The 22,573-nt window shown below is 44.3% G+C and carries 14 protein-coding genes and 2 riboswitches; all 14 genes read right to left on the bottom strand.

The features are described from left to right. Window positions 1-4 precede the first annotated feature (4 nt). The gene (gene cobN / locus U2P91_RS15650) at window positions 5-3,754 is read right to left on the bottom strand and encodes a cobaltochelatase subunit CobN (RefSeq protein WP_111889236.1); all 3,750 of its coding nucleotides are present in this window, start codon (window positions 3,752-3,754) and stop codon (window positions 5-7) included. 9 nt (window positions 3,755-3,763) lie between these two features. Beyond that, a complete protein-coding gene (locus U2P91_RS15645) occupies window positions 3,764-4,936 on the bottom strand; it encodes an ABC transporter substrate-binding protein (protein ID WP_111889235.1) in 1,173 nt (390 codons plus the stop codon). Further along, window positions 4,920-6,077, bottom strand: a complete 1,158-nt coding sequence (locus tag U2P91_RS15640; RefSeq protein ID WP_111889234.1) for an adenosylcobinamide amidohydrolase — start codon at window positions 6,075-6,077, stop codon at window positions 4,920-4,922. The genes U2P91_RS15645 and U2P91_RS15640 overlap by 17 nt, the downstream gene beginning before the upstream one ends. 1 nt (window position 6,078) lies before the next feature. Further along, a complete protein-coding gene (locus U2P91_RS15635) occupies window positions 6,079-7,290 on the bottom strand; it encodes an ABC transporter ATP-binding protein (RefSeq protein WP_111889233.1) in 1,212 nt (403 codons plus the stop codon). Next, window positions 7,287-8,321 (bottom strand): FecCD family ABC transporter permease, encoded by a 1,035-nt coding sequence (locus tag U2P91_RS15630; protein ID WP_111889232.1) that lies wholly within the window; start codon window positions 8,319-8,321, stop codon window positions 7,287-7,289. Before U2P91_RS15630 ends, U2P91_RS15635 begins: the two co-directional genes overlap by 4 nt. Before the next feature lie 279 nt (window positions 8,322-8,600). After that, a riboswitch (cobalamin riboswitch) is annotated at window positions 8,601-8,799 on the bottom strand. 28 nt (window positions 8,800-8,827) lie between these two features. Beyond that, complete coding sequence (locus tag U2P91_RS15625; RefSeq protein ID WP_111889231.1) at window positions 8,828-9,169, bottom strand: energy-coupling factor ABC transporter substrate-binding protein; 342 nt, start codon at window positions 9,167-9,169, stop codon at window positions 8,828-8,830. Next, window positions 9,169-9,933, bottom strand: a complete 765-nt coding sequence (locus U2P91_RS15620) for an energy-coupling factor ABC transporter permease (protein ID WP_111889230.1) — start codon at window positions 9,931-9,933, stop codon at window positions 9,169-9,171. Before U2P91_RS15620 ends, U2P91_RS15625 begins: the two co-directional genes overlap by 1 nt. A gap of 143 nt (window positions 9,934-10,076) precedes the next feature. Then, on the bottom strand, window positions 10,077-10,913 hold the full coding sequence (locus U2P91_RS15615) for an energy-coupling factor ABC transporter ATP-binding protein (protein ID WP_111889802.1): 837 nt from the start codon (window positions 10,911-10,913) through the stop codon (window positions 10,077-10,079). Between the two features lie 21 nt (window positions 10,914-10,934). Further along, on the bottom strand, window positions 10,935-11,753 hold the full coding sequence (cbiQ, locus tag U2P91_RS15610; protein WP_111889801.1) for a cobalt ECF transporter T component CbiQ: 819 nt from the start codon (window positions 11,751-11,753) through the stop codon (window positions 10,935-10,937). Window positions 11,754-11,857: 104 nt separating this feature from the next. Then, window positions 11,858-12,643, bottom strand: coding sequence for a precorrin-6A reductase (gene cobK / locus U2P91_RS15605; protein WP_111889229.1), 786 nt, complete (start codon window positions 12,641-12,643; stop codon window positions 11,858-11,860). Window positions 12,644-12,757: 114 nt separating this feature from the next. Next, window positions 12,758-12,953: riboswitch (cobalamin riboswitch) on the bottom strand. Window positions 12,954-13,195: 242 nt separating this feature from the next. Then, window positions 13,196-14,608: an alanine/glycine:cation symporter family protein gene (locus tag U2P91_RS15600; protein WP_111889228.1), complete on the bottom strand. Its 1,413-nt coding sequence runs from the start codon at window positions 14,606-14,608 to the stop codon at window positions 13,196-13,198. Between the two features lie 118 nt (window positions 14,609-14,726). Further along, window positions 14,727-14,852, bottom strand: a complete 126-nt coding sequence (locus U2P91_RS15595) for a peptide-methionine (R)-S-oxide reductase (protein WP_242988524.1) — start codon at window positions 14,850-14,852, stop codon at window positions 14,727-14,729. Window positions 14,853-15,035: 183 nt separating this feature from the next. Then, window positions 15,036-15,158 carry a hypothetical protein gene (locus U2P91_RS15590; RefSeq protein WP_256372197.1) on the bottom strand — a complete coding sequence of 41 codons (123 nt, stop codon included), beginning with the start codon at window positions 15,156-15,158 and terminating at the stop codon, window positions 15,036-15,038. Window positions 15,159-15,251: 93 nt separating this feature from the next. Then, complete coding sequence (locus U2P91_RS15585) at window positions 15,252-22,553, bottom strand: non-ribosomal peptide synthetase (RefSeq protein WP_322519974.1); 7,302 nt, start codon at window positions 22,551-22,553, stop codon at window positions 15,252-15,254. Between the last annotated feature and the right edge of the window lie 20 nt (window positions 22,554-22,573).

Here is a 22,573-nt window from a genome sequence, read left to right as displayed (position 1 = left end):
CCTCTTAACCAAGTGACTCCAGGCTTCCTTCCATTTCCAGGCATAGCTTTTCCAGTTTTTCGACACTTTCCTTTGAGGCATGCCACATTCCCCGCTGATTAGCCTCTAATAATCGTTCAGCCACATTCTGGAGAGCCCAGGGATTAACTTCCCGCATCCAGTCGGTGGTTTCTTTATCGAAGGCGTAACGGTTGGCAATGGCATCATACATCCAGTCGTCAATGACGTTAGTAGTGGCATCCCAGCCAAAGGTAATATCCACCATCGCCGAAATTTGTTTGGCCCCCCGATAACCGTGATTTTTCAAGCCCTCAATCCATTTGGGATTGTTGACCCGGGTTCGCATCACCCGGGAGGCTTCTTCATGGAGGCTCAGGGTTTCGATATGATCGGTGTCCGAAGTGCTGGGCACGTAGGCCGGCTTCTGGGAACCGCTATGGGTCGTAATCGCTGCAACCATGCCGCCAAAATAATTATAAAAATCGTCGCTGTCAAGCATGTCCACTTCCCGGGTCGATTCATTCTTCACCGCCACATTGATCTTGCTAAAACGCCGGGTAAAGACCTCTGGCATTTTTTCACCATGGACATCCTTCCCATAGGCATGACAGCCCCAGGTGGTGTAGACGGTCCCCAGATCGGTGACGTCATTCCATTTCTGACTTTCGACGACATTTTTGGTACCGGCACCATAGGCTCCCGGTGGATCACCAAACACCCGCAGCAATGACTGGCGTTCGGCCTGTTCCAGGGAAATACCCTGGCTAACCAGTTCAGCTACCTCTTCTTTTACATGCTTGCGGATATAGTTCATCTCATCGGGCTCATCCAGTGCAGCGACCAGATTCACTGCATCTTCCACCCGTTCGATCAGATTGGGAAAGGCATCCCGGAAAAGCCCGGTGATCCGTAGTGTCACATCGATTCTGGGTCGTCCCAACTCTTCCAGTGGGATCGCTTCAACCCCAATCACCCGGTCAGTGTTCCCCAACCAGACGGGTCGGGTACCCAACAGATAAAAGGTTTCGGAAATATCATCCCCATAGGTCCGCATCGATTCAGTGGCATAGACCAGCATCGAGACGCTCTCCGGATATTTACCTTCATCCTTCTGATATCGCTCCATCAGCTGATCTCCCAATACCTGGCCGATTTCCCAGGAAGGTCGGGATGGCATCGCACCAGGATCGACAGAATAGAAATTTCTACCCGTGGGCAGAATTCCAGCATTTCCTCGAGTCGGTGCCCCGGAGGGTCCCGGCGGGATAAACTTCCCATGGATTCCATTGATAAAGTGATCCAGCTCGTCGGTAATCCGCATCACCCGTGGCAACACAAAGCGACAGACATAATCCAGAGTTTCCTGCAATCGTCTGGTGGGGTTTTTATCACTACACTCAAACAGTTTGATAATTTGTGCAACAGCCTCGGGTTCATAATTTTGCTTTTCCAATTCCAGAAAAATATCACGACCAATTTCATCGGCCTCTGCTAATAGAATCCCATAGGATTTTCCATCACTGGTCGCTTTATCCGGTTCAGCCAGTAAGGCTTCATGATCCAGACCCAGTAAATCACAGACCCCATCCCGCAGCGAGGGGATGGTGCCATTACGGTTTCTGACCAGCATTTTCAGCATGTTCCTGAATTTATCACCTTTCGGAACCATCCCAAAAATGTGAAAGCCGTCATAAATATCACAGGCCTGAACGTTGGTAACCCAGGAGTGAAATTCATGGATACAGCCATCAATATCCGTTTCCATTTGTTGGGCGGTAATGCCAATATCGTCATGCAGATTCATCCTGATGGCCAATTCCTTGATTTCCTGCTGAATAATTGGCAGCTTTTTAGGATCTGCACTCTGAATATGATAGTACTGTTTCATCAACTCATCCATCTCAGCGAGTTCATCGTAAACTCCGGCTTCAAACATTGATGGCACCATATAATCCAAAAGGGTGGCGTAGGTTCGTCGCTTGGCCTGGGTGCCTTCACCGGGAGCATTAATAATATAAGAATAGAGATGGGGAATGGTACCAATGCAGATATCGCTATAACAATTTTTGGACAGCCCCACTTCTTTGCCGGGCAACCATTCGATGGTGCCATGGGTACCGACATGAATAATTACATCGGCTTCAAAAATTTTTTCAACCCAATTGTAAACCCCAATGTACTGATGGGGACAGGGGATATCGGTGCTGTGGTACATTTCTTCAGCCTTATCTTCAAAGGCTCGGGGGGGCTGCAGTCCGATAAAAACATTACCATTGAGAATCCCGGGAACGAGCAACTGATTCTCCACCGCCATAAAATCGCCTACCGGTTCGTCCCAATATTTGACCAGATTTTCCTGGATTCGGGGAATAAACTGATCAAACCACTTTTGATACTGTTCTTTCTTAACTGTGTCAATACTTTTTTTAAGCATCGCTTCCGGCGAAGACCAGCGACCGTCATTCGTCAATCCACTGGTAATACGGTCAATAATTTCTTTCCCATCCTCAAAATGATAGGCGGTAAAGATTCCACTCTCCTCCAGCGCATTCATCATCTCATAAACCGAAACTGGCGTATCCAGTCCGGCGGCGCCGCCGATGTTATCATTTCGGGGCGGATTATTATGAAGGATGATGGCCACCTTCTTTTTGGCATTATCTTTATGCCGTAATCTGGCCCAATTATGCGCTAGCGTAACAATCCGGTTAACCCGTTCAGCAATCGGTTTGGAAACCCGTTTCGAACCAAGGGGAGTGTCTTCATTTTCGGTGGTGGCAAAAGGATAGGCAATCACCTGACCGTCAAACTCTGGCTGAAACACACAAAAGCTAAGTGAAAGGGGGTCCAGACCCCGCACCGATTCATCCCACTCCGCCAATGATTGCAGGGTGGTCATGGATTGCAAAACCGGTACTTTGAATAATTCGAAAATGCTGGTATCTTTGAGCTTTGAGCCATCCCCCGGATCGGAAAGAATCGTCAGACTAAACGCTGTGGTATTGATGATGGCATCGACAATCACCTGACCATCCTGAATCATACAGCGTTCCAGCACATTGCGGATACCTTCACAGCCCAGATCCAGATCCGGCAGCATATCGGAATAAATACATAGGGGATTGACACCCTGATTTCTAATCTCACGAATCAGGGCATCGATATGAGCCAGATTATCCTTCTGAACCAGCAATACGTTGATGATAATACCAATAGTAAATTGACCATTGCTGCGAAGCTCAGTTAAATAAGCGGTCTCATCGGAGCTATCGCGATCTGGATCATAGATCCCACTCCATTTTGGCAGCACCGGTGGATCAAGGGGATATTCTCCACCGGCAAACTGATTGCCGATCCACTTGATCAGGTTTTTAAAATTTTTTACGCTGGTCGACTTGAAATATTTATAAATCGTCTTGAAGTCCTCCGGCATAATGCTGCAATCCGGAAAAACCTCACCGACCTCTTCTTCTATAGTAGTGTTAATAAAAAAAGGTTTCTGCTTTTTAAACTGATTAAAATAAGCATAAAAAGGTTTGAAAAAGGATAATGAACCATGAATGTTCATAAAAATGAAATCAGCTTTTTCTGTTACCTCAACACATTGGGCATAGACTTCACTATTTTCTAGCTCCGTTGTATTAAACAACGCCACCCTAAACTTACCGGGATAGTGTTTATCTAAATTGACCAGAGCCTCCCTGAAAGTCAGGAAAGGCTCCATACTGGTCATAATAATGACTAAATTTAACATTTTTTCACCTTATTTGGCGACGGCAGGCATTTGTCTGAAATGACTGAATTCCGCATCCGGATAGAGGTCAGAGTGGAAAATGGCCGCCAGCTCCAGATATTTTTCATCAATGGTATGATAAGTCGACCAAAAACTATCGGTAATCTGCCATACGTTGCCACTGCTGTAAATCGGAAGATCCGCCGCTACCGGCACCTGATCGGTGATCGATTTAATATCCGGCCCATATTTTGGCATCCCGGAGTTAATATAATAATCAGCCTTTGAAACCCGGCTGTAGAACTCTTCCGGGGTTATAACGATAACCCCATCTTTGCCAACCCCAATGTCATCAAAAAGGTATTCACCGCCAGCATCACGAACCATTTGCGCCGCTTTTGATCCGGCATTCTGAACATAAATTTTCCCAGAAGAGACAATGGCCCAGGCAACCTTTGGTTTTTCTTCATTTTCTACCTTGGCTTTCATTTCGTCAATACGAACCATCGCTTCATCATAGTATTCAGCGGCTTCTTTTTCCAGATTATAAAAAGCAGAGTAGTATTTAAGCCATTCCATGGTGCCCCGATAATCGGTTTCGGTACTTGATGAATCATAGAGATAAGGAATGTTATTCTGGGATAGCATCTCCATCAGCTTCTGCTGTTCACTACCCATGCCAGTTATAGTAAAAACAATCTTCGGCTTCAGGGATTGGATCACCTCATAATCATAACTGCTGCTGGTGGCAGAATTAGAGCCAATATCTTTGATTTTACCTTCTAGCATGCGATTTTTCATCGCATCGAAATCCCACTCTTCGGCTTTTAAACGCACCCCAACAATGCTGTCAAACAGCGTTTCGTCATCAAAGGCTCGTAAAAAGCCAACCTGGGTGGTACTGGTATAAACTGACTGATCAATCGGAATGGTAATCGATGGTAGATCCTTGTATTCCTCTGGAGCTTCCTGACCTTTTTGCAGCAGTAACATTTGTTTTCCTTCACCATCGGTGACTATCTTATTATTATTATCAAGATATTCGATGTTAAAATTTTTGGCATACTGCAATTTGATGGTATTGCCATCCTCGCTTTTATAGCTCTTGTCAGCAGACTGACACCCTGTTAATCCTACTAACCCTGATACTACCATTACCGCAGTGACCGCAATCACCGCTAACTGTTTAAACTGTCTTTTCATTACTCTTCTTTTCTCCTTCTGAGTTTGTTTTTATTTCATTTGCCATGACCATTTCTGAAAGGGTCGTCACAAAAGAATTTACCATTTTTTGAATCACCGCTTCAGCGGACTCATGTTGTTTTGTTGATAAGTCAAGATTAATTGATTGATCTTTGGCAATCTGCTTAAGAATTATTACCCCGCCATTGATAGCTTCCGATCCAGACAACAACCCCCAGCCCAGCTGATCCATCAGATGAACATAGAGGGAAGTCATGGTTACCAGCTCATCCTCCTGATCCAACCGATGGAGACGATCGATCCATTTGGGAAAATCGCGTTGACCTTTATGACTGAGTTCATTGAATTTTTTAAAAAAGGTTCCCTCGGTAACGCCATAGCGTTTCATTCGCGCAAATAACCGATGCTGGGTAACCGGGTTTAAGGCCATATGCTGATTGAGGGATTCTTTGACAGTATCCCGCACCAACCGACCAATCAGTTCTCCCAGCTTGCCATGCTTTCCAGCATAGGTCAGTCGGTTAGTCGACTCGCTATCGCAAATAATCATCAGGTTATCCGTTCCTGATCCGGTGGCGATACCGGTTGAGTAAAGGCTGCTGGCCATCAATTCCTGACAAGCGGCTGTTTTGGCCTCGGTTGCTGTCACCATGGCTCGGGCCATACAGCCTTGTGTCATATTGCCACTGACAAAGACCATACTATTAATGGTTCCCGGTCTTAAATTAATATACTCGCCGTTTTTTTCATAGCTGGTAGCTTTCTCACCAATCCGCCCGCCATTGACTTCCAGACTAGCGGTGGTAATAGCCGTCACGGTCAGGATGTCATAGGTTTCGCTTTTAATGGCCGCACTTTCCATGGACACAATCGTAGCCATCCGTGCTACCGTGTCCGGAGCCAACCCCAACTCCTCCCGGATAAAGGACTGCATTTTTTCCTGCTGACCGGGTTCCATGTGTTCGCACAACCGACCCGGCCCGGGGTTGACATCCTGATTAAATATCGCCGTTAGATTTTCCTGATAACCACCATGCTCCATGGCGGTACTGATAACCTTTCGTGGTCCCGAAAAAGGCACCACCAGACACCGATGATAGCGATGAATAGGATCTCCGGTAGCTGTTACCCCCAACATCATCTCAGCACCCACTTCCTGTTTGTGGCGGGATGATCTGCAAAATCTCGGCCGGATTTTTACAGCATTTTATTTTTTCGGCCCAATCACCAAACCGTCCTTTTAATTCGCTTTGATCAGTTAAGCTAAAAACTACTTTTCCCATTTTGATGGCATCAATGATTAAATCCAGATTATGCTCATTCGTTTTTCCCACCGGAAAGCCGGTGTCAATAACATAGTGCATTTTTGCCATTTTAGCTGCTGCATCTTCGTAATGTTTTTCGGTAATCCGACTAAACGAGTCTTCTTCAACAACATCGCAATTGAGGGCCTTTGCCACATGCAAGTCAATGTCATTGCTATGCAGTACCCCGCAGCACATGCCAAAACCAGCTCGGGATACGGCCCGATAAACGCCGGTTCCAGTGCCATTTCCGCCGGTAATAAACACTTCCGGTAATACCGGTGAACAAAATTCGAGGCACCCTAACAACTCATTATAATTAGCCCCTTCAATTGAGTAAAGACTCTGAATTGTACCAGTTTTGATAATCTCTTCTGGCGTTCCCTGAGCTTTAACCTTACCCTTTTCAATCAGTAAAATCTTCTGACAGCCTTTAATAGCAATATCAATGTCATGGAGGGATAGCACCACGGTGATGCCTTTTTCCAGACAGAGTTTTCTTAAAATACTGATGACTTCCACCTTGTGCCGAACATCCAGATGACTGGTAGGTTCATCCAGAACAATCAGCTCGGGTTCCTGAACCAACGCCCGGGCAATCATGACCTTTTGTTTTTCACCATCGCTAAGTTCGAAATAATAGCGGTTTTTCAGATATCCAGCATCAACCAGATCAAGCGCCTCATTAACAATCTTTTCGTCTTCTGCTGATAGTCTTCCCATAAAATTGGTATGGGGATATCGACCCATTGAAGCAATTTCAAAAACAGTCAACAGTCCCAACGAGACCTGTTCAGTCAGCACGATCGCCATTTTTTTAGCCAGTTCTGCTTTTTTGATGGTCGCTATATCCCTTCCATTAATTTCAACTCGCCCATTTACCGGTGGTTGCAATCCCGTTAAGGTCCGCAAAATCGTAGATTTTCCAGACCCATTGGGACCCAACAAACAGATCAGTTCTCCTTTTTGGGCACAAATATCCACTTGTTCAACAACTACCTTTTTATCATAACCAACATTCAGATTTTCAGTGAAGATTACTGGTTTCATAGCTCATTTCCTTTCGTTTTATGGACGAGTAAGTAAACAACAATCGGCGCACCGATTAAGGCCGTAATAACCCCCAAGGGCAGTTCAATGGGGGAAAGAATCATCCGTGCAATAAGATCACAAACCCCGGTCATCAAGGCCCCAGCGAAAATGACCCCCGGTATCAGAATGCGATTATCTGACGTCCCTAGAGTGATTCGCACCATATGGGGAACGGCCAGGCCGACAAAGGAAATTGGCCCGGCAAAGGCGGTGATCGTTGCCGTCAAGACACTGGCAATCAGAATCACAATCACCCGGAATTTTTTCATGCTGAGCCCCATGGAAATCGCATAATTCTCACCAAAGAGCATGGCATTTAATGGTTTACTCAAAACAAAAGCCAGAATAATCATCGGTAAACCGATGCCATATAAAAACTGGACCTGTGGCCAGGAGAATCCCGAAAAACTGCCCATCGACCACATCACAAAGCCATGCAGCTGTTCTTTGTCGGCAAAAGCGGTCAGGATACTGGTAAAGGCATTGCAAATAAACCCGGCCATCATCCCGATGATTAAAAGGGTTGTGATGTTCTTTACTTTTTGAGCGGCAAAAACCACCACCACCATCACCAGCATGGCACCCAGAAAAGCACCGGCAAACAAACCCATCGGGGGCAGGGACTTCAATCCGAATGAGAATCCACCTAATAGTACCAGCCCCACGAACAAGGTTGCCCCGGATGAGACCCCTAAAATATAAGGCTCGACGATTGGATTTTTAAAAAATATCTGCAGCAACAAACCGGAAAGTGCCAGACAGGCTCCCCCCATGATCGTAGCCAGGGTTCTGGGTAGGCGAATATTCATAATAATCGGGCCATAGGTATCATCTGCCACTGCTTTTCCCGACAAAATAGATAGAATATCCGGAATACTGATATTGATGGACCCCACACTGATGCTGTATAGCGAAATCACCACAATGGCCCCAAGAATCAAGACCAGGATGCTGATTTGTCGTGCTTTTCTGTTTTTTATACTTTCCATTACCACCTCTGATTCATAATTTTCGTTGCTTTTTTCTTCATTATGAAACCTCCATTTATATTTCTAAATTAATACTATCGATGCTAACCAATATTTTCGCAATTTCCCCTGCTAGCTCGCAATATTAATTGCTCTGACAGTTTTGCTTTGTCCTTTAATCAGAAATGTTGATCTGACTATTTTGTAATTTTCCCAAGTATAAAAAAAGGCTCATTATCTCAAATTGAGACAATGAGCCCGTAAAACGGTACGCAAATAAAACCTTTTTTCTGTCTCTCGCAGAGTTTTGCATAAACAGGCAGGTCTTCTGGCTCAAGCGTCAACATACCCTCCTACCTTCCCATATTTCTACAGTGGCATTCCTGGAGGAACTCTTCTTTTACAGCGGCGGGACCGCGGAGGATTTTCACCTCTCTTCCCTTTTAATCGGCCTGCAATACAATGGATTGCAACCGACACCTGTTTTTAATTATTCAATTTTTAAACTTAGTCCTTTTAAACCCGTCTTATTTCTTAGCTTTTTTTGAGTCTGTTTTTTTTGGCTCGTCTTCTTTTTTCTTTCGCTCCACAAATCGCCCCATTAAGAAGGCAATAATCCCGACCCCGATTCCGGTTTGAAGACAGAAAAACAAACTTTCCACTTCACCGGGTATTTCACCGTTTATCGCCGTTTCAAAAATTGGGGTAAACCAGGGTTCATACTCTGTTCCGGTAATCTCAGACACAACCCCACTGCCCGCATCATCAGAGCCCCCAAACTCGGCATCCTGCAAGATAAACAGGGGGACCAGAGCAATGATTACTGCCAACACTAAAAGACCAATGACTGTTTTTTTTGTCGCTGTCATTATTTTACACCTCCGGTAAGATATCCCAGATCATTAAGTTCTGGTTGTGCATAGGTTTCCAGCCCGATTATAATAACCACGGTTAAAATTCCTTCGATGATAGCCAAGGGAACCTGAGTCGGTGCAAAGACGGCTAAAAATTTAACCATCGAAGCGGCAACGCCACCACTTTCGGAAGGATAGGCCATCGCCAACTGGAATGCGGTAACACAATAGGTAAACAAATCGCCAATTGCCGCTGCCAGAAAAACACCGACATGCTTATTAATTTTTATTTTTTTACAAAGTATAAAAATTCCGAAGGTTACAAAGGGGCCGGCAATCGCCATTGAAAAGGTATTCGCGCCCAGAGTCGTCAGCCCACCATGTGCCAGCAAAATAGCTTGAAACAATAGGACAATGACGCCTAAAATACTGACTGCCGCTGGTCCAAACAGAATCGCGCCCAGCCCGGTCCCGGTCATATGAGAACAACTGCCGGTTACGGATGGAATTTTTAAAGATGATAACACAAAAACATAGGCTCCAGCCATAGCCAGTAAGGTGATGGTTTTAGGATTTTCTTTGAGTGTTTTTTTTATCGACATGTAACCCTTAATTAAAAATGGAATACAGATCACGCCCCAGGCCACACTAAAACCGACTGGCAGGTAACCTTCCATAATGTGCATCGCACTGGCCACCGGGGTAAACCCAAATACCAGGGCGATCGCAGCCGCAGCCGCAATAAATCGCTTCTCTCTTGTTGTTAAACTTGTGTTCATAGTTCCTCCTCTAGTTTTTATCTATATATTATAAGGGTTTGCGAAAATTCTTGAGCGCTCAATTTTGAACTCTCACAAAGCCAACTTAACTTAAAATCGATTGCGCAATTACTGCTATCGTAACCATCTACCTAAATGACTCTTTACCGAATATTTTTTTGTAATAAAACTTTAAGCGCCTGGGGAGTGGTTGGATAGTTGCTTTCGTCCTTTATCATTTTGTTTTCAACCAGCATCTCATAAACATCGAGCATGGCTGGCCGTTTCAGATTTGCCTGCTCCAGGATTCTCGCGTTTTTAAAAATCTCCAATGGCGTTCCATCAGCAATAATTTTTCCCTGATCAAAAACTATCGCCCGCTCTGCCCAACGATAGGCAAAATCCACATCGTGCGTGGAGATCAGCATCGTTTTGCCTTCTTCTCCGAGCTTTAGTAGCACCTCTTCTAACATCTGGGCATTGAGGGGATCCAGGGCCGCGGTTGGTTCATCAAAGATAATGACCTCTGATTTCATCGCGATAATATCAGCAATCGTCACCCGCTTTTTTTCGCCGCCACTTAAATAATGAGGCGGACGATCTTTAAAATCGAGGATGTTCATGTAGGTTAGGGCCTCATCGACCCGGCTGATTACCTCTTCTCGAGGCAGTTTTAAATTCATCGGGCCAAAACCAACCTCGGCCATGACGGTGGAGGCAATGATCTGATTGTCGGCGTCCTGAAAAACAATCCCGATATTCTTGCGCAAATCTTTTATATTCTTTTTATTAATAATTGTGCCCTGATAGCTGATTTCGCCGTGATCGGCTTTAAGTACCCCATTGGCATTAAGAAAAAAGGTCGACTTACCAGACCCGTTCGATCCGATCACCGCAATCTTTTCGCCCTTAAAAATATTCACACTGACCCCATCCAGCGCCGGGTTTCCGTTTCCATAACTGTAATAAAGCTCGCTGACCTTTAGTATTGGTTCACTCATAATTAATGCCATCAATCCTTTCTAGTGCGTAAAAATCCCAAGCAGAATCAGAAAAATCATGAAGGCAGCCCCAATTATCAGGTGACTCACCTGAAGCTTCTTTTCTTCTTCCAGAAAAACCAAATCGCCGTCATAGCCTCTGGCTTCCATGGCGGTATAATAAGCATTGGCCTTTTTAAGTGAAACCACCAGCATATTGCTGGCGACACTGCCAAAGGTATAGCAGGCAGTCTTAAAATCACTATAGCCCTGGCGGGAATCGGCAGAATTTCGTATGTTATTAAAAACATCCAGCATAATAAAAATATACCGATAAATCAGGTTCATTAGCTCAATAATCAGCTTGGGCACATGGGCCTTTCGGAGCACCCCGATGATTTCTGAAGAAGGTGTGGACAAGGTCATCATAATCATGGCGCTAATGGCACCAAAGACTTTCAGAATCAGAAAGGCCATTTCCTGGAGCTTGGCAACTGAGGTAAAGAGATAGCCAAAACCAAGAAAAAGATTAAACTGCCCGATCGGCTGGCTTGAAAAATCAACCCCAATGGCAATGGTTCCCAGAAGAATAAAGGTAATCGGTATCATCAGTACCGAAATATACGCTCCCAGCGGCAGTCCGCCTTTTAACACCGTCAAATAGGCCATGCTGGCGATTACGGCCAGAGACACAAAGGGATTATTTAGCCCAATGCAAAGAAGCAGGGTGGTAAAGGAAAAAACCACTTTAAAGGTCGGGTTCCACTGTCTTATTTTTGAGGCATAGGCATAAAAATCAATGGCCGATCCTTCGCCATGTTTATGTCCAATTTGATGATGGTGTCGCTTCTGATGATGCATTGTTTCATGCTCCGGTTTTTCACCGGTTTTTACAACACTGATCCATTTATCTAAACTTTTTTCCACATGAAGCCTACCCTTCTATTGTTTGCTTGTCTTGACGCTTACTGATTCAACTGACCATGGCAAATTTTTCCCACACCTTTCATCAACTCTTCAATTGAAGAGAATTTATTGCTGCAGTTTTCTTCAATCCGGTCGACCAGAATAATTTTCATCCCCAGTTTTTTAGCGGCTTTGATTTTGTCCACTACGCCACCCATGTTGCCACTTTCCTTGGTTACCAGGACCGACGCCTTACAATATTTAAATAATTCAATATTTAACGCTTCATTATAGGGGCCCTTAATGGCAATGATATTTCTGGGGTTAAATCCCAGACTTTCGCATTTACTTAAAACTTTCCAGTCTGGAAGCACGCGCAGATAAATCCTTTTCGAGAAGTCGGGAATCCTTTTGAATGTTTCAATCTTATTACTCCCAAGCGTAAGTAAAATATTGCCTTCGCAGTTTTCCAGAACATCACAGGCTTCTCCGTAGTTCTTAACGATGGTAATGTCCGGGTCATCCTCATATCTGATCCGCTCCCGTTCATAACGAAGATAGGGCAGGGCTTCGAATTTGCAGACATTGATGGCGTTTCTTGTTATTTCTGTTGAAAATGGATTGGAGGCGTCAATTAAACAGGCCGGTTTAAGCTTTCTAATCAACTGGGTAATGTAATCTTTGTTCAGTTTACCCTGATAAATATCCAGATTATTAAACTCATCCAACATACCAGCTCCCAATCGCGAAGTAACCGTCACTGCCGTATCCTGTTTTTTTTCTAGTAGTCTTTCAATCACTGTCTTTGCGTCGGTTGTCCCGGCTATTACGAGTACTTTTGACATTAATTCTCCATCCTATTTCTTACTTTTTTGCACCAAAAAACCTCATTATCTCTAAACAAGACAATGAGGTCGCAAAAATGCGTACAAAAATAAACCTCCTCCATCTCTCGTAGAGTTTGAGATACACAAACAGGCAGGTCTTCTGGCTTGAGCGTCAGCATTACCTCCTGCCTTCCCAACTAAGTGGTGGCATTCCTGGAGGAACTCTTCTCTTACAGCGGCGGGACCGCGGGGGATTTTCACCCCTCTTCCCTTTTCACCGGCTTATAATACATGGATTACAGCCGACACCTGTTTATCTTATTAAATTCTTATTCTTTTTTTAAGTCTCTTGTACTATATCAAAAAATAGTAATTTTGTCACGGATTTTTTTGTCGGATTTTTTATAACTTGAAAAGTTCCGTTCTTAAACCCAGCTCGACTAATGACAGACCGGCGATGGAAGTCACATCGGTTTCATCAGGATCCACCAGCACGATGGCTTCTGAATCGATGGTATCAATGGTTTTTAAATCATCAGTCAGACCAACACCCGTTTTCTTTACTTTAGTTTATTTATTTTTCAAAGCTTTGCGTGCCAGTCTTGCTGGTGTGATGATGCGATCTTGATAATCAAAGCACTCTTTGGCAATAACATTACTCAAAAGCAACAGGCAAATGAGATTTGGAATGGCCATGAGGCCGTTCATGGTATCCCAGACGATTTCCAAAGCAATGGTTGAACCGATAAAGGTAACCAGACAGTAAACAAATCGATAGATCTTAGTTGCTATGGGCGCTCTGATAAGATATTCCAGGGATTTTTCGCCATAATATTCCCAACCCAAAATAGTTGAAAAAGCAAATAGCATAATACCAATGGTTATAATCCATCCTCCGGCAGGTCCTAATGCAGATTGAAATGCCATAATAGTGAGATTCACACCGGTTACCAAATTTCCAGAGGCATCCACACTGCCTAATGCACCGGAAGAGGCAATGACTATGCCGGTAATACTGCAGGTTACCAGGGTATCAAAAAAGGTGCCGGTCATATTGATATAGCCCTGTCGTGAAGGATAGTCGGTTACTGCAGCCGCTGCGGCGATGGGTGCGGAGCCCAGGCCCGCCTCATTGGAAAAAACCCCCCGGGCAACGCCCCAACGCATCGCGGTTAACATACTGGCAATAATCGTTCCACCGACACCACCGGCAATGGCAGTGGGAGAAAAAGCCATCGTAAAGATTTCAGCTATGCCGGCTGGGACATTTTCATAATTAATGATAATGACGGTTAATGCGGCGATAAAATACAAAACAGCCATAAACGGTACAATTATGCCGCAAACCTTTCCGATACTTTTAATCCCGCCAAGAAGCACAGTGATCGCCAGACCTGTAATGATGAGTCCGGTAATCCAGGTTGGCACCCCAAAGGTTCCATAAACCGCATTTGAGATGGAGTTGGCCTGGGTCATGTTGCCGATACCAAAAGAAGCGGCCACTGCAAAGACTGAAAATAAAACGGCCATTGTGGATCCCAGCCATTTAATTTTAATGCCATTTTTCATGGCATACATGGGCCCTCCGGACATTTCGCCCTGTTCGTTGGTTTCCCGATATTTTATGGCCAGTACACTTTCACCATATTTGGTGGAAAGACCAAACAGGGCACTGATCCACATCCATACCAGGGCACCAGGACCTCCCAGTACCATGGCCGTTGCCACACCGACGATATTTCCTGTACCGATGGTGGCGGCCAAAGATGTCATTAACGATTGAAAAGGGGAAATATCCCCACGTTTTTTCTTCTTCGTTTTCTCGGTTTTTACAAAAATTGATTTCAAAGCATAACCAAGGTTACGCCATGGCAAAAACTTTAACCGAATGGTTAAAAAGATTCCTGTTCCTACTAAAAGCATTAGCATAACAGGTCCCCAAACTAAATTGTTGATCGCTGTAACTATTTCCGAAAAGTTCATGTATTCCTCCTGAATTTTTAAAGCAACTTAAATATCGTAGCATAGTTAGTCGGTTTATGCCAAGAGACTCAAGGTAATGCTAGCGCTAAAAGGTAGGCTTCTTTAATACTAATCGAAACTATTCAAAACATACGTTTCCATAATAAAGCGGCTCCCCAGTGCTGATAATCACATAAAGCCCCTTTCGATATTCGTTATAGTACTCATTTTGAAACGGCGATTCAGTGGCTTTTTTCTGGGTCACCACATATTGATCCGGTGACAGTGTTTTAATATGGTATGCGGATCCTTTTTTTGATATTTCATCGTGATTCCTACCTTTCCTGCAACTGTTTTATTATTACCCTATCTTTCCGAGTGCTAATCAGTCTTCAATAATATTAAGAAAGGCTTCAAGACCATTCACTGGCTGTTCAAGCGGTTATTTCTACAGATATAGGCTGTCCGGTTCGCCGTGAATCATCTGCTGATTGACGGCAAACTCATTGATCTTTTTCAGATCTGTTTCGCATTTATTGATTTCAACCGACGCCTGCTTATCACTATTCAATTTTTATTAAATCCTAAATCTCATTGTGGTATATCGAACAAATGTAATTTTATCACGAATTTTTTTGTGCATTACATCCTCATCCTGAACGCTTTATTTTTGACCAATCTCGAAAAATCCAAGTCCATCAATAGCGGCTATCATCTTATGAAGATAATCATCACTGGTAATCGGCCATTTATATCCTTTACGGAAAAGCATATTAGTGGTAAACCGTTGTTCACTGCCCAGATAAGCAATCTGCTGGTGCGAGCCGGTATCGGTGTAGGCAATGATCCCCGATAAATAACGGGTCAGGCGGTCATCATTCATCGCTGTTTCCAATCGTTTCTGGAACTCTTTTTCGCTGATGATCGCAATCTCAAATCCGTAGCGCCCCATCGCGGCAATCACATCAGCCATTGTGATATGATGATTATTGTAGGGATGGAAGACCCTGAAATGGTCAGCCGTTTCGCTGAGCTTAAGGATAGCCGCCGCGGTGGAATCGATTGGGGCAAATTCCACGGATGCTTCCAGACCAGAAAATGGAAAGGCCCCAATCAGTTTATAAGCTTTCAGTTTACCCATAAAGGCATTGGAATTAAAATTGATCTGGAATTCTCCGTCAGAATTCCGGGCCATCAGATTTCCAACCCGCATAATTTTCGCTTTCAATCCCTGATTTACGGCCTCCAGAATATATCGCTCGGCCGTAAATTTACTATTTGCATACTTATTGTCGAGATCCTGACCGATAAAAAGATTGTTTTCTGACAGCTTGGTATCTACCGGCGGCTGACTGTCAATACTGGTACCCGCAATGCTATGGGTAGAAATCTGAATCAGCCGAGCTTCTTGGGCCATACAATAATCAATCAGCAGCTGAACCCCACCCACATTAATATTTTCAATTTCTGTTCCAGCGGCAAAATGCTTCACATTAGCCGCACAATTGATCACAGTATCGACGTTAATCGCATTTAAGCAATTCAGAAAAGTACTGTCGGTAATTTCTCCTTCGACAATCTGAATGCGATTTCCGAAGAACTCAGCATAATCCTTATTAAAGTAGAAGACCAGCATGTTTTTCAAGCGCTTCTCACCACTTAAGGAACCCTTCGGACGCACGACACAATAAGCCGTGCCAGGATAATTCTCGATAAAGTTCTCCAGAATATGAACTCCGAGGTATCCAGTGGCGCCGGTCAGCAAAATATTCCCCACGCACTCACCCGCGACATGCTCGGCTTTTCGCAGTTCATCCATGGTATTAAATTGTAACACCCGATTAATCTCATTGTAGTTATAATTTCGGACTTCCTGTTGCCGACAACCGCCCTGAAGTGGGACGTGTCCCTCATTTTTCATAAATTCAGCCATTTCCCCAGGGGTCTGATATTTAAAAATATTGGCATAACTGATTTTAACGCCACGTTTTTCCGCCTTAATGGTTAGTTTTGTTGCCATCAGTGAAGTCCCACCAATTTCAAAGAAATTGTCATTAGTCCCAATCGGTTTAATCCCCAGGGTTTCTTCAAATGCTTCGCAAATTTTCTTTTCAAGATCAGACTCCGGCTTCACATAATCGCCAGTTTTGGTTAGCTCCGGTTGCGGCAACGCCTTCATATCGATCTTGCCATTTTGATTCATGACAAATTGTTCCAACTGCGTGAAATAGGTGGGTACCATGTATTTAGTCAGTTTTTTCTTTAAATGTTTGGCTAGCTGATCAGGATTAATCCATTTCCCAGCCGTATAATAGGCACAGAGATATTCTACCCCATTGATTTCCTGAATGGTTACCACTCCCTGGGATATACCCGGATAGCGACTGATCAGGGCTTCAATTTCACCCAGTTCAATCCGCAGCCCACGCAGTTTTATTTGATGATCCATCCGTCCCAGCACTGCCACTTCACCATTTTCAGTCCACTTCGCATAGTCTCCGGTTTTATATACCCGTTCATTATTAAAGCTGATAAATTGTTTGGCTGTAAGTTCCGGATTATTTAGATACCCCCGGCCAACTCCTTTACCGCCAACTAGCAATTCGCCAACGACCCCAATGGGCAGCAGGTTGCCATCCGGGTCACAAATATATTCCCGGACATTAGCTAGCGGCGCTCCGATGGTGATCTGGTCGTTTTCCAAATGTCTGGCATTTGAAGAGATGGTGATCTCCGTGGGCCCGTAGCTGTTGAATAAAACCGCATTGGTCAGACCTTTTAGGATATTATACAGGTTCGATGGGTATTTTTCACCGCCACAGATGATCAGACGGGCTGATCCCAAAACAGTTTTAAAAACTTCTGACTCCAAATAGGAAATCATCCGGGAAGGAGTTGCGGAAAACCCATCCGCCCCAGATTCCTTGAAAAAGGCCGCCAAATCATTGGGGTTATTCACCTGTTCTTCGTCAGCAAAGGCAATCGTGATACCATTGAGCAATGCTGTCATATTCTCTTTCAAAAATACATCAAAGGCCACAGTGGTAATCGATAATAAGGTCGACACATTGTTAACCAGTGCCTGAACAAAGTTATTATTGGGTATATTAGCCACATAATTGGCCAAACCTTCCTGTTCCAACATCACTCCCTTGGGTTTGCCGGTGGAACCCGATGTATAAATGAGGTAAACCAGATTATCCGGAGCAATGTCTATCTCTGGATTTTTATCGTCATTGCCTTTTAACAACTCATCAATATCCAGCGCCCGATCAAATCCTGCTGAGATATTTTCATTGCTGGTGATCAGATATTTGGCGGCACTATCAGCTAGAACCTCGGCAATCCGCTCACTCGGATATTCAGGATCAACAGGAATAAAAGCCGCTCCTGATTTGAGAATTCCAAAGAGGGCAATATGCAGGCGGCTGTCGCGATCCAATAAAAACGCAATCTTATCCTCCGGTTTGATGCCCTTTTTTATCAAAGCATTCGCGACCCGGTTTGACAAACGATTCAACTGATCAAAGCTCAGCCGACCATCTTTAGCAATTAAGGCCGTTCGCTCTGGATAACTTCGAGCCATTATTTCAAAGCGACGAACTGGAATTTTTTCATCCAACTGGGCCTCTGTCACGTTAAAACTTTTTAATTTAAGACGATCTACGGCCCCTAACATCGACAGTGATTTCACCGGCTGTTCACTATTACTAATCATCTGAGCCACTAGCTGTCTAATGCTTTCTGTCAGGCGCATCATCATTACCTGGGAATAAAGGCCCTGGTGATACTGCGTCTCAATCTCATAATCACATCCCCGCGAATTGATATGAATGGATAAGGAAAATTTCGGTTTCTGCTGTCCCATTTCGTTTATTTGTAAGGGTTCACCTGCTAGTGTTACGGCTTCCAGTACCCCGGCCTGATAAGCAAAGTTAATCGTCGGGGTCAAGTGGTGGGCTTCGGCAATTCTGGTAAAAGGATAAGCTTCGTGACTCATCGCTTCAAACAGCAGATTCTGAACCCGTTTTACAAAAGCTCCGACCGCTTCATCATTCTGTATCTCCAGACCGATGGGTAAGGTTTTAACCAGCATACCGATACTGCGACCGACCCGAACATCACCCCGCCCATTGGAAATAGTGGTAAACTGAACATCTGGATTTCGAGAATAACGATAGAGCGCCATAATCAGCCCACCCATAAACAGACCGCTGGGAGAAATTCCCTGACTTTTGCAGAAGTCATCAACCACCTTACCATCAACTACCAGCTTTTCTGACGCCAGCAGCGCTTCCCCTGAATGATTACGATCACCAGGTATCACGGTCATTTCCGGCTTGATGATCGCGTCAAAATAGGCTTGATCCGCTAGATAGTCTTTTGTTTGCTGATAATCAGCTTCTTTCAAAGCCAGATCAAAAGCCGTGTACGCTTCTTCCTCCAGTGGACTTCCATCATAAGCCGCTACCAGATCGGTCAGAAAAATCTGTAAGGATGCGCCATCAAAAATGATGTGATGGAAATCACAAAGCAGATAGATCTGTTTTGGCGTTTTTACGATAGTCACCCGATAAAGCGGCTCCCTGTATAGATCAAAAGGTTTAACAAACGCCGCCTTAATCTTTGGATATTCCGTTTCCGTGGATTCTATCAATAATACCTGGGGCTCGGCCTGATCATTACGTTTCTGCGTAACGCTACCATTTTCATCGACCAGATAAGTTTTTAAATAGCTGTGTCGATTGATCACCTTTCCGACTGCCTCCACCAGCGCTGCGGCACTAATCTGATTTGACAGCTTTATTTCCGAAGGGATATTGTATTGTAACGCCTGGGGGTCTTTCTGACACTCCAGATAAATTCCCAGCTGATTTTCAGTAAGTGGATAGCTTGGCTGTTTTTCGTAACTAACTACCTCTTTCTTAGTGGCCGAAGCTGAATTCGTTACCAGTTTTTCCAACTTTTCAATGGTTTTATTGCTAATAATGTCTGTCGTTTTTATTTCAATCCCGCAGATTTTATGAAGCTTAACCGACAAACGAATGGCCATCAACGAAGTAAAGCCAATGGTGAAAAGGTCGTCCGTGATCCCAAACTCGTCGGTTCCAACAATCTCGCTGATAACCACAAATATTTGCTGTTGCAATGCATTCTTTGGCAAAACAATCTCGCCCCGGGTAATCATCGGCTCTGGCAAAGCTTTTTTATTAAATTTACCATTGGGGGTCAGTGGCAACTGTTCCAATTGCATATAGGCGGTAGGAATCATAAAAGAGGTCAATTTTTCGGCCAAAAAGGCCTTTAATTCCGCCACATCCACTTCCGCTGGAGCCGTATAATAGGCGCAGAGGTGCTGCGTTCCGCCCAGTTCCTTTACATCGACGCAACAAGCGGTGATTCCCTCAAACTGAGCCATCCGGCTTTCGACTTCACCCAGCTCAATCCGCAGTCCCCGAAGCTTGACCTGACCGTCCATCCGGCCGATAAATTCAATTTCCCCATTTTCCAGCCATCGAACAAAATCCCCGGTACGGTAGATCCGTTGACCCTGCCATTTTATAAATTTTTCCCGCGTCAGTTCTTCTCGATTGAGATAACATCGTCCCACGCCGGCACCGCCCACACAAAGCTCACCGATGGCGCCAATGGGTAATACCTGAAGTTGCTCATCCAGGACAAAGAGTTGATAATTGCCAATCGGACCACCGATCAAAAGGCAATCCTTTTCGGTCTGGAATTTACGAACGGTCGAAAAGATCGTGCATTCGGTCGGTCCATAGGCATGGAACAAATCATAGTCTGGCAGCGAGATCGAGGGCAGTTTTTCACCACCAATAGTCAACGCCCGCAAGCTTTTATTATCAATTTCCTGAACAAACTGGCGCCCCAGTTGGGTTGTCATAAAAGCCAGGGTGACCTTGTTTTTTTCATAATATTCGTTGAGCGCAATAAAATCCAGTCGGATTTCCGATGGAATAATGCAGACGCCAGCGCCGGCGGTAAGATAGGGATAAAGATCCAGCATATGGGCATCAAAGCCAAAATTGGCATAAGCCCCACATCGGTCGGCGTCTGTAACCGCGTAGTAAGACTGGAACCATTTGCAGAAATTAGTCAGATTGCCATGCTCCAACACGCACCCCTTGGGCATTCCGGTAGATCCTGAGGTGTAAAGCACCACAAACTGATCCCCAGCTTCCGGCATTTCCAACGTGATCCTCTTATCATCTGCCAGATTTTCTAGCACTTCCGTTTTGATAACATGCCCGGCAAAGTCGGGGAGATGTTCTTCTGGCAGGTTGTTTTCGCTAAGAATCAGCTTGACATCGGCATCTGCCAACATATAGGCCAACCGGTCAGCAGGAAAGCTATAGTCCAACGGCATATAAGCAGCACCGGCTTTAAGCACCGCTAATGGATAAACAACCATCAGCTCACTGCGGTCAATCATAATTCCCACCACGGTTTCTTTATGAACCCCCATCTTTTTAAGATGTTTGGCTAGTTTTGTGGTTATCTCATCAACCTCTTTAAAAGTCAGGGTTTTGTCTTTAAAAACTACCGCCACTTGATCTGGTAATTTTGCCGCTTGGTTTCTAAACATTTCGACAATACTCTGAGCTTGATCCGAATAGACCTGATCATTCTGGTTAAAGTCCCTTAGCAAACGACTTTCTTCGCTGGCCGCGATCACTGGAATTTTAGCGCAGGAGATTTCCGGGTCATTAATAATTGCCACAATCATACTTTCCATGGCGGCGGCCATATTAAGAATCTGATTCTCACCAAAACAGGCGGTTTTGTAATCATAGGCTATCGCCTGAAGCCCCTGGCTATCGTCCTTTGCCAAATTTACCCGAATCGTAATCCCGGCAATCCCAGTATTCATCACTCCTGCAGTAACCGGATAAGGCATCGCTTTAGTGGCATTGGAAACAATGGCCACATTCATCAGTTTTTCGGATACCTCTGCCGGCTGATCTGTAAGGATTAAGTCAAAGGGATAGCGAGAATGGCTAAGACTTTTTTTCATGGACTCTTTTGAACTGATCAGAAACTTTGAAAAGGGGGTTTCGATTTCAAAATCGGTCATTACCGGTACCGTACTAACATACATCCCCAGCGAATGATTGATTTCATCATCATAAATCCGATTGCCAAAACCCATCGAAAGAACTGCTTTTCTGGCATTATTAAAGCGCGCAAAATAAAGACTTGAAAGGGCCAGCATAAAAACAAAGGGCGATACCGGCTTTTTAAAACTGTTTAAATAGCCATTCAGTTTCTGGGTCGTTTCCGGTTTCAGTTCTAAAATATGGCGTCTGGCAGCATTGCTATCAGTAACATTTATTCTTTGCGAAAGATCCCCAGCATCCTTTAATAGCTCCTGCCAATAAACCTTATCATCCTGACAATCCGGCGATTCCAGATAAGCCTTTTCAACCACTTGATATTTCATCGTGTTGGAATGGAGCTTAAACAGCTCTTTACCTGCTGTCAAGGTATCATAAAGCGAAATAATATAATCACAAAGAATATTAACACTGGTACCATCACAGATCGCATGGTGAAGCAGCAAATGAACCCTGGTTACATCGGCACCTTTAATAATCCCAAAGCGAAACAAAAATTGATTAAATACCTTACCAAAAGGATAAAGATCGAGCGTTTCCATGGATTTCGCTACTGCTTCGCTGGTTTTCTCCTTCCAATCATAAACACTTATCTGGGACAGATCCGCTTCGCTCACATATTGACTAATCTCACCATTGTCGTCCATATCAAAGCAAATATTCAGATCCTCGGTATTGAGTACCACATACTCTAAAACCTGTCTAAGCTGTTCTTCACTATCTGGGGGAAAGGAAATAATCATCGGTATATTGTTGATGGTGGTGTTTTCCACAAATAGTTCACTGTCTAAAATCCGCTTTTGCGGATGGCTGATGGGTTTACTTTTCATTTTGTTCCTCCGTTTTTCAA

The sequence above is a fragment of the Acetobacterium sp. K1/6 genome, from assembly GCF_034438075.1.
GTDB lineage: Bacteria > Bacillota > Clostridia > Eubacteriales > Eubacteriaceae > Acetobacterium > Acetobacterium carbinolicum.
Note: the sequence above shows the minus strand (reverse complement) of the source record. Positions and strands in the feature narration are given on the sequence as shown.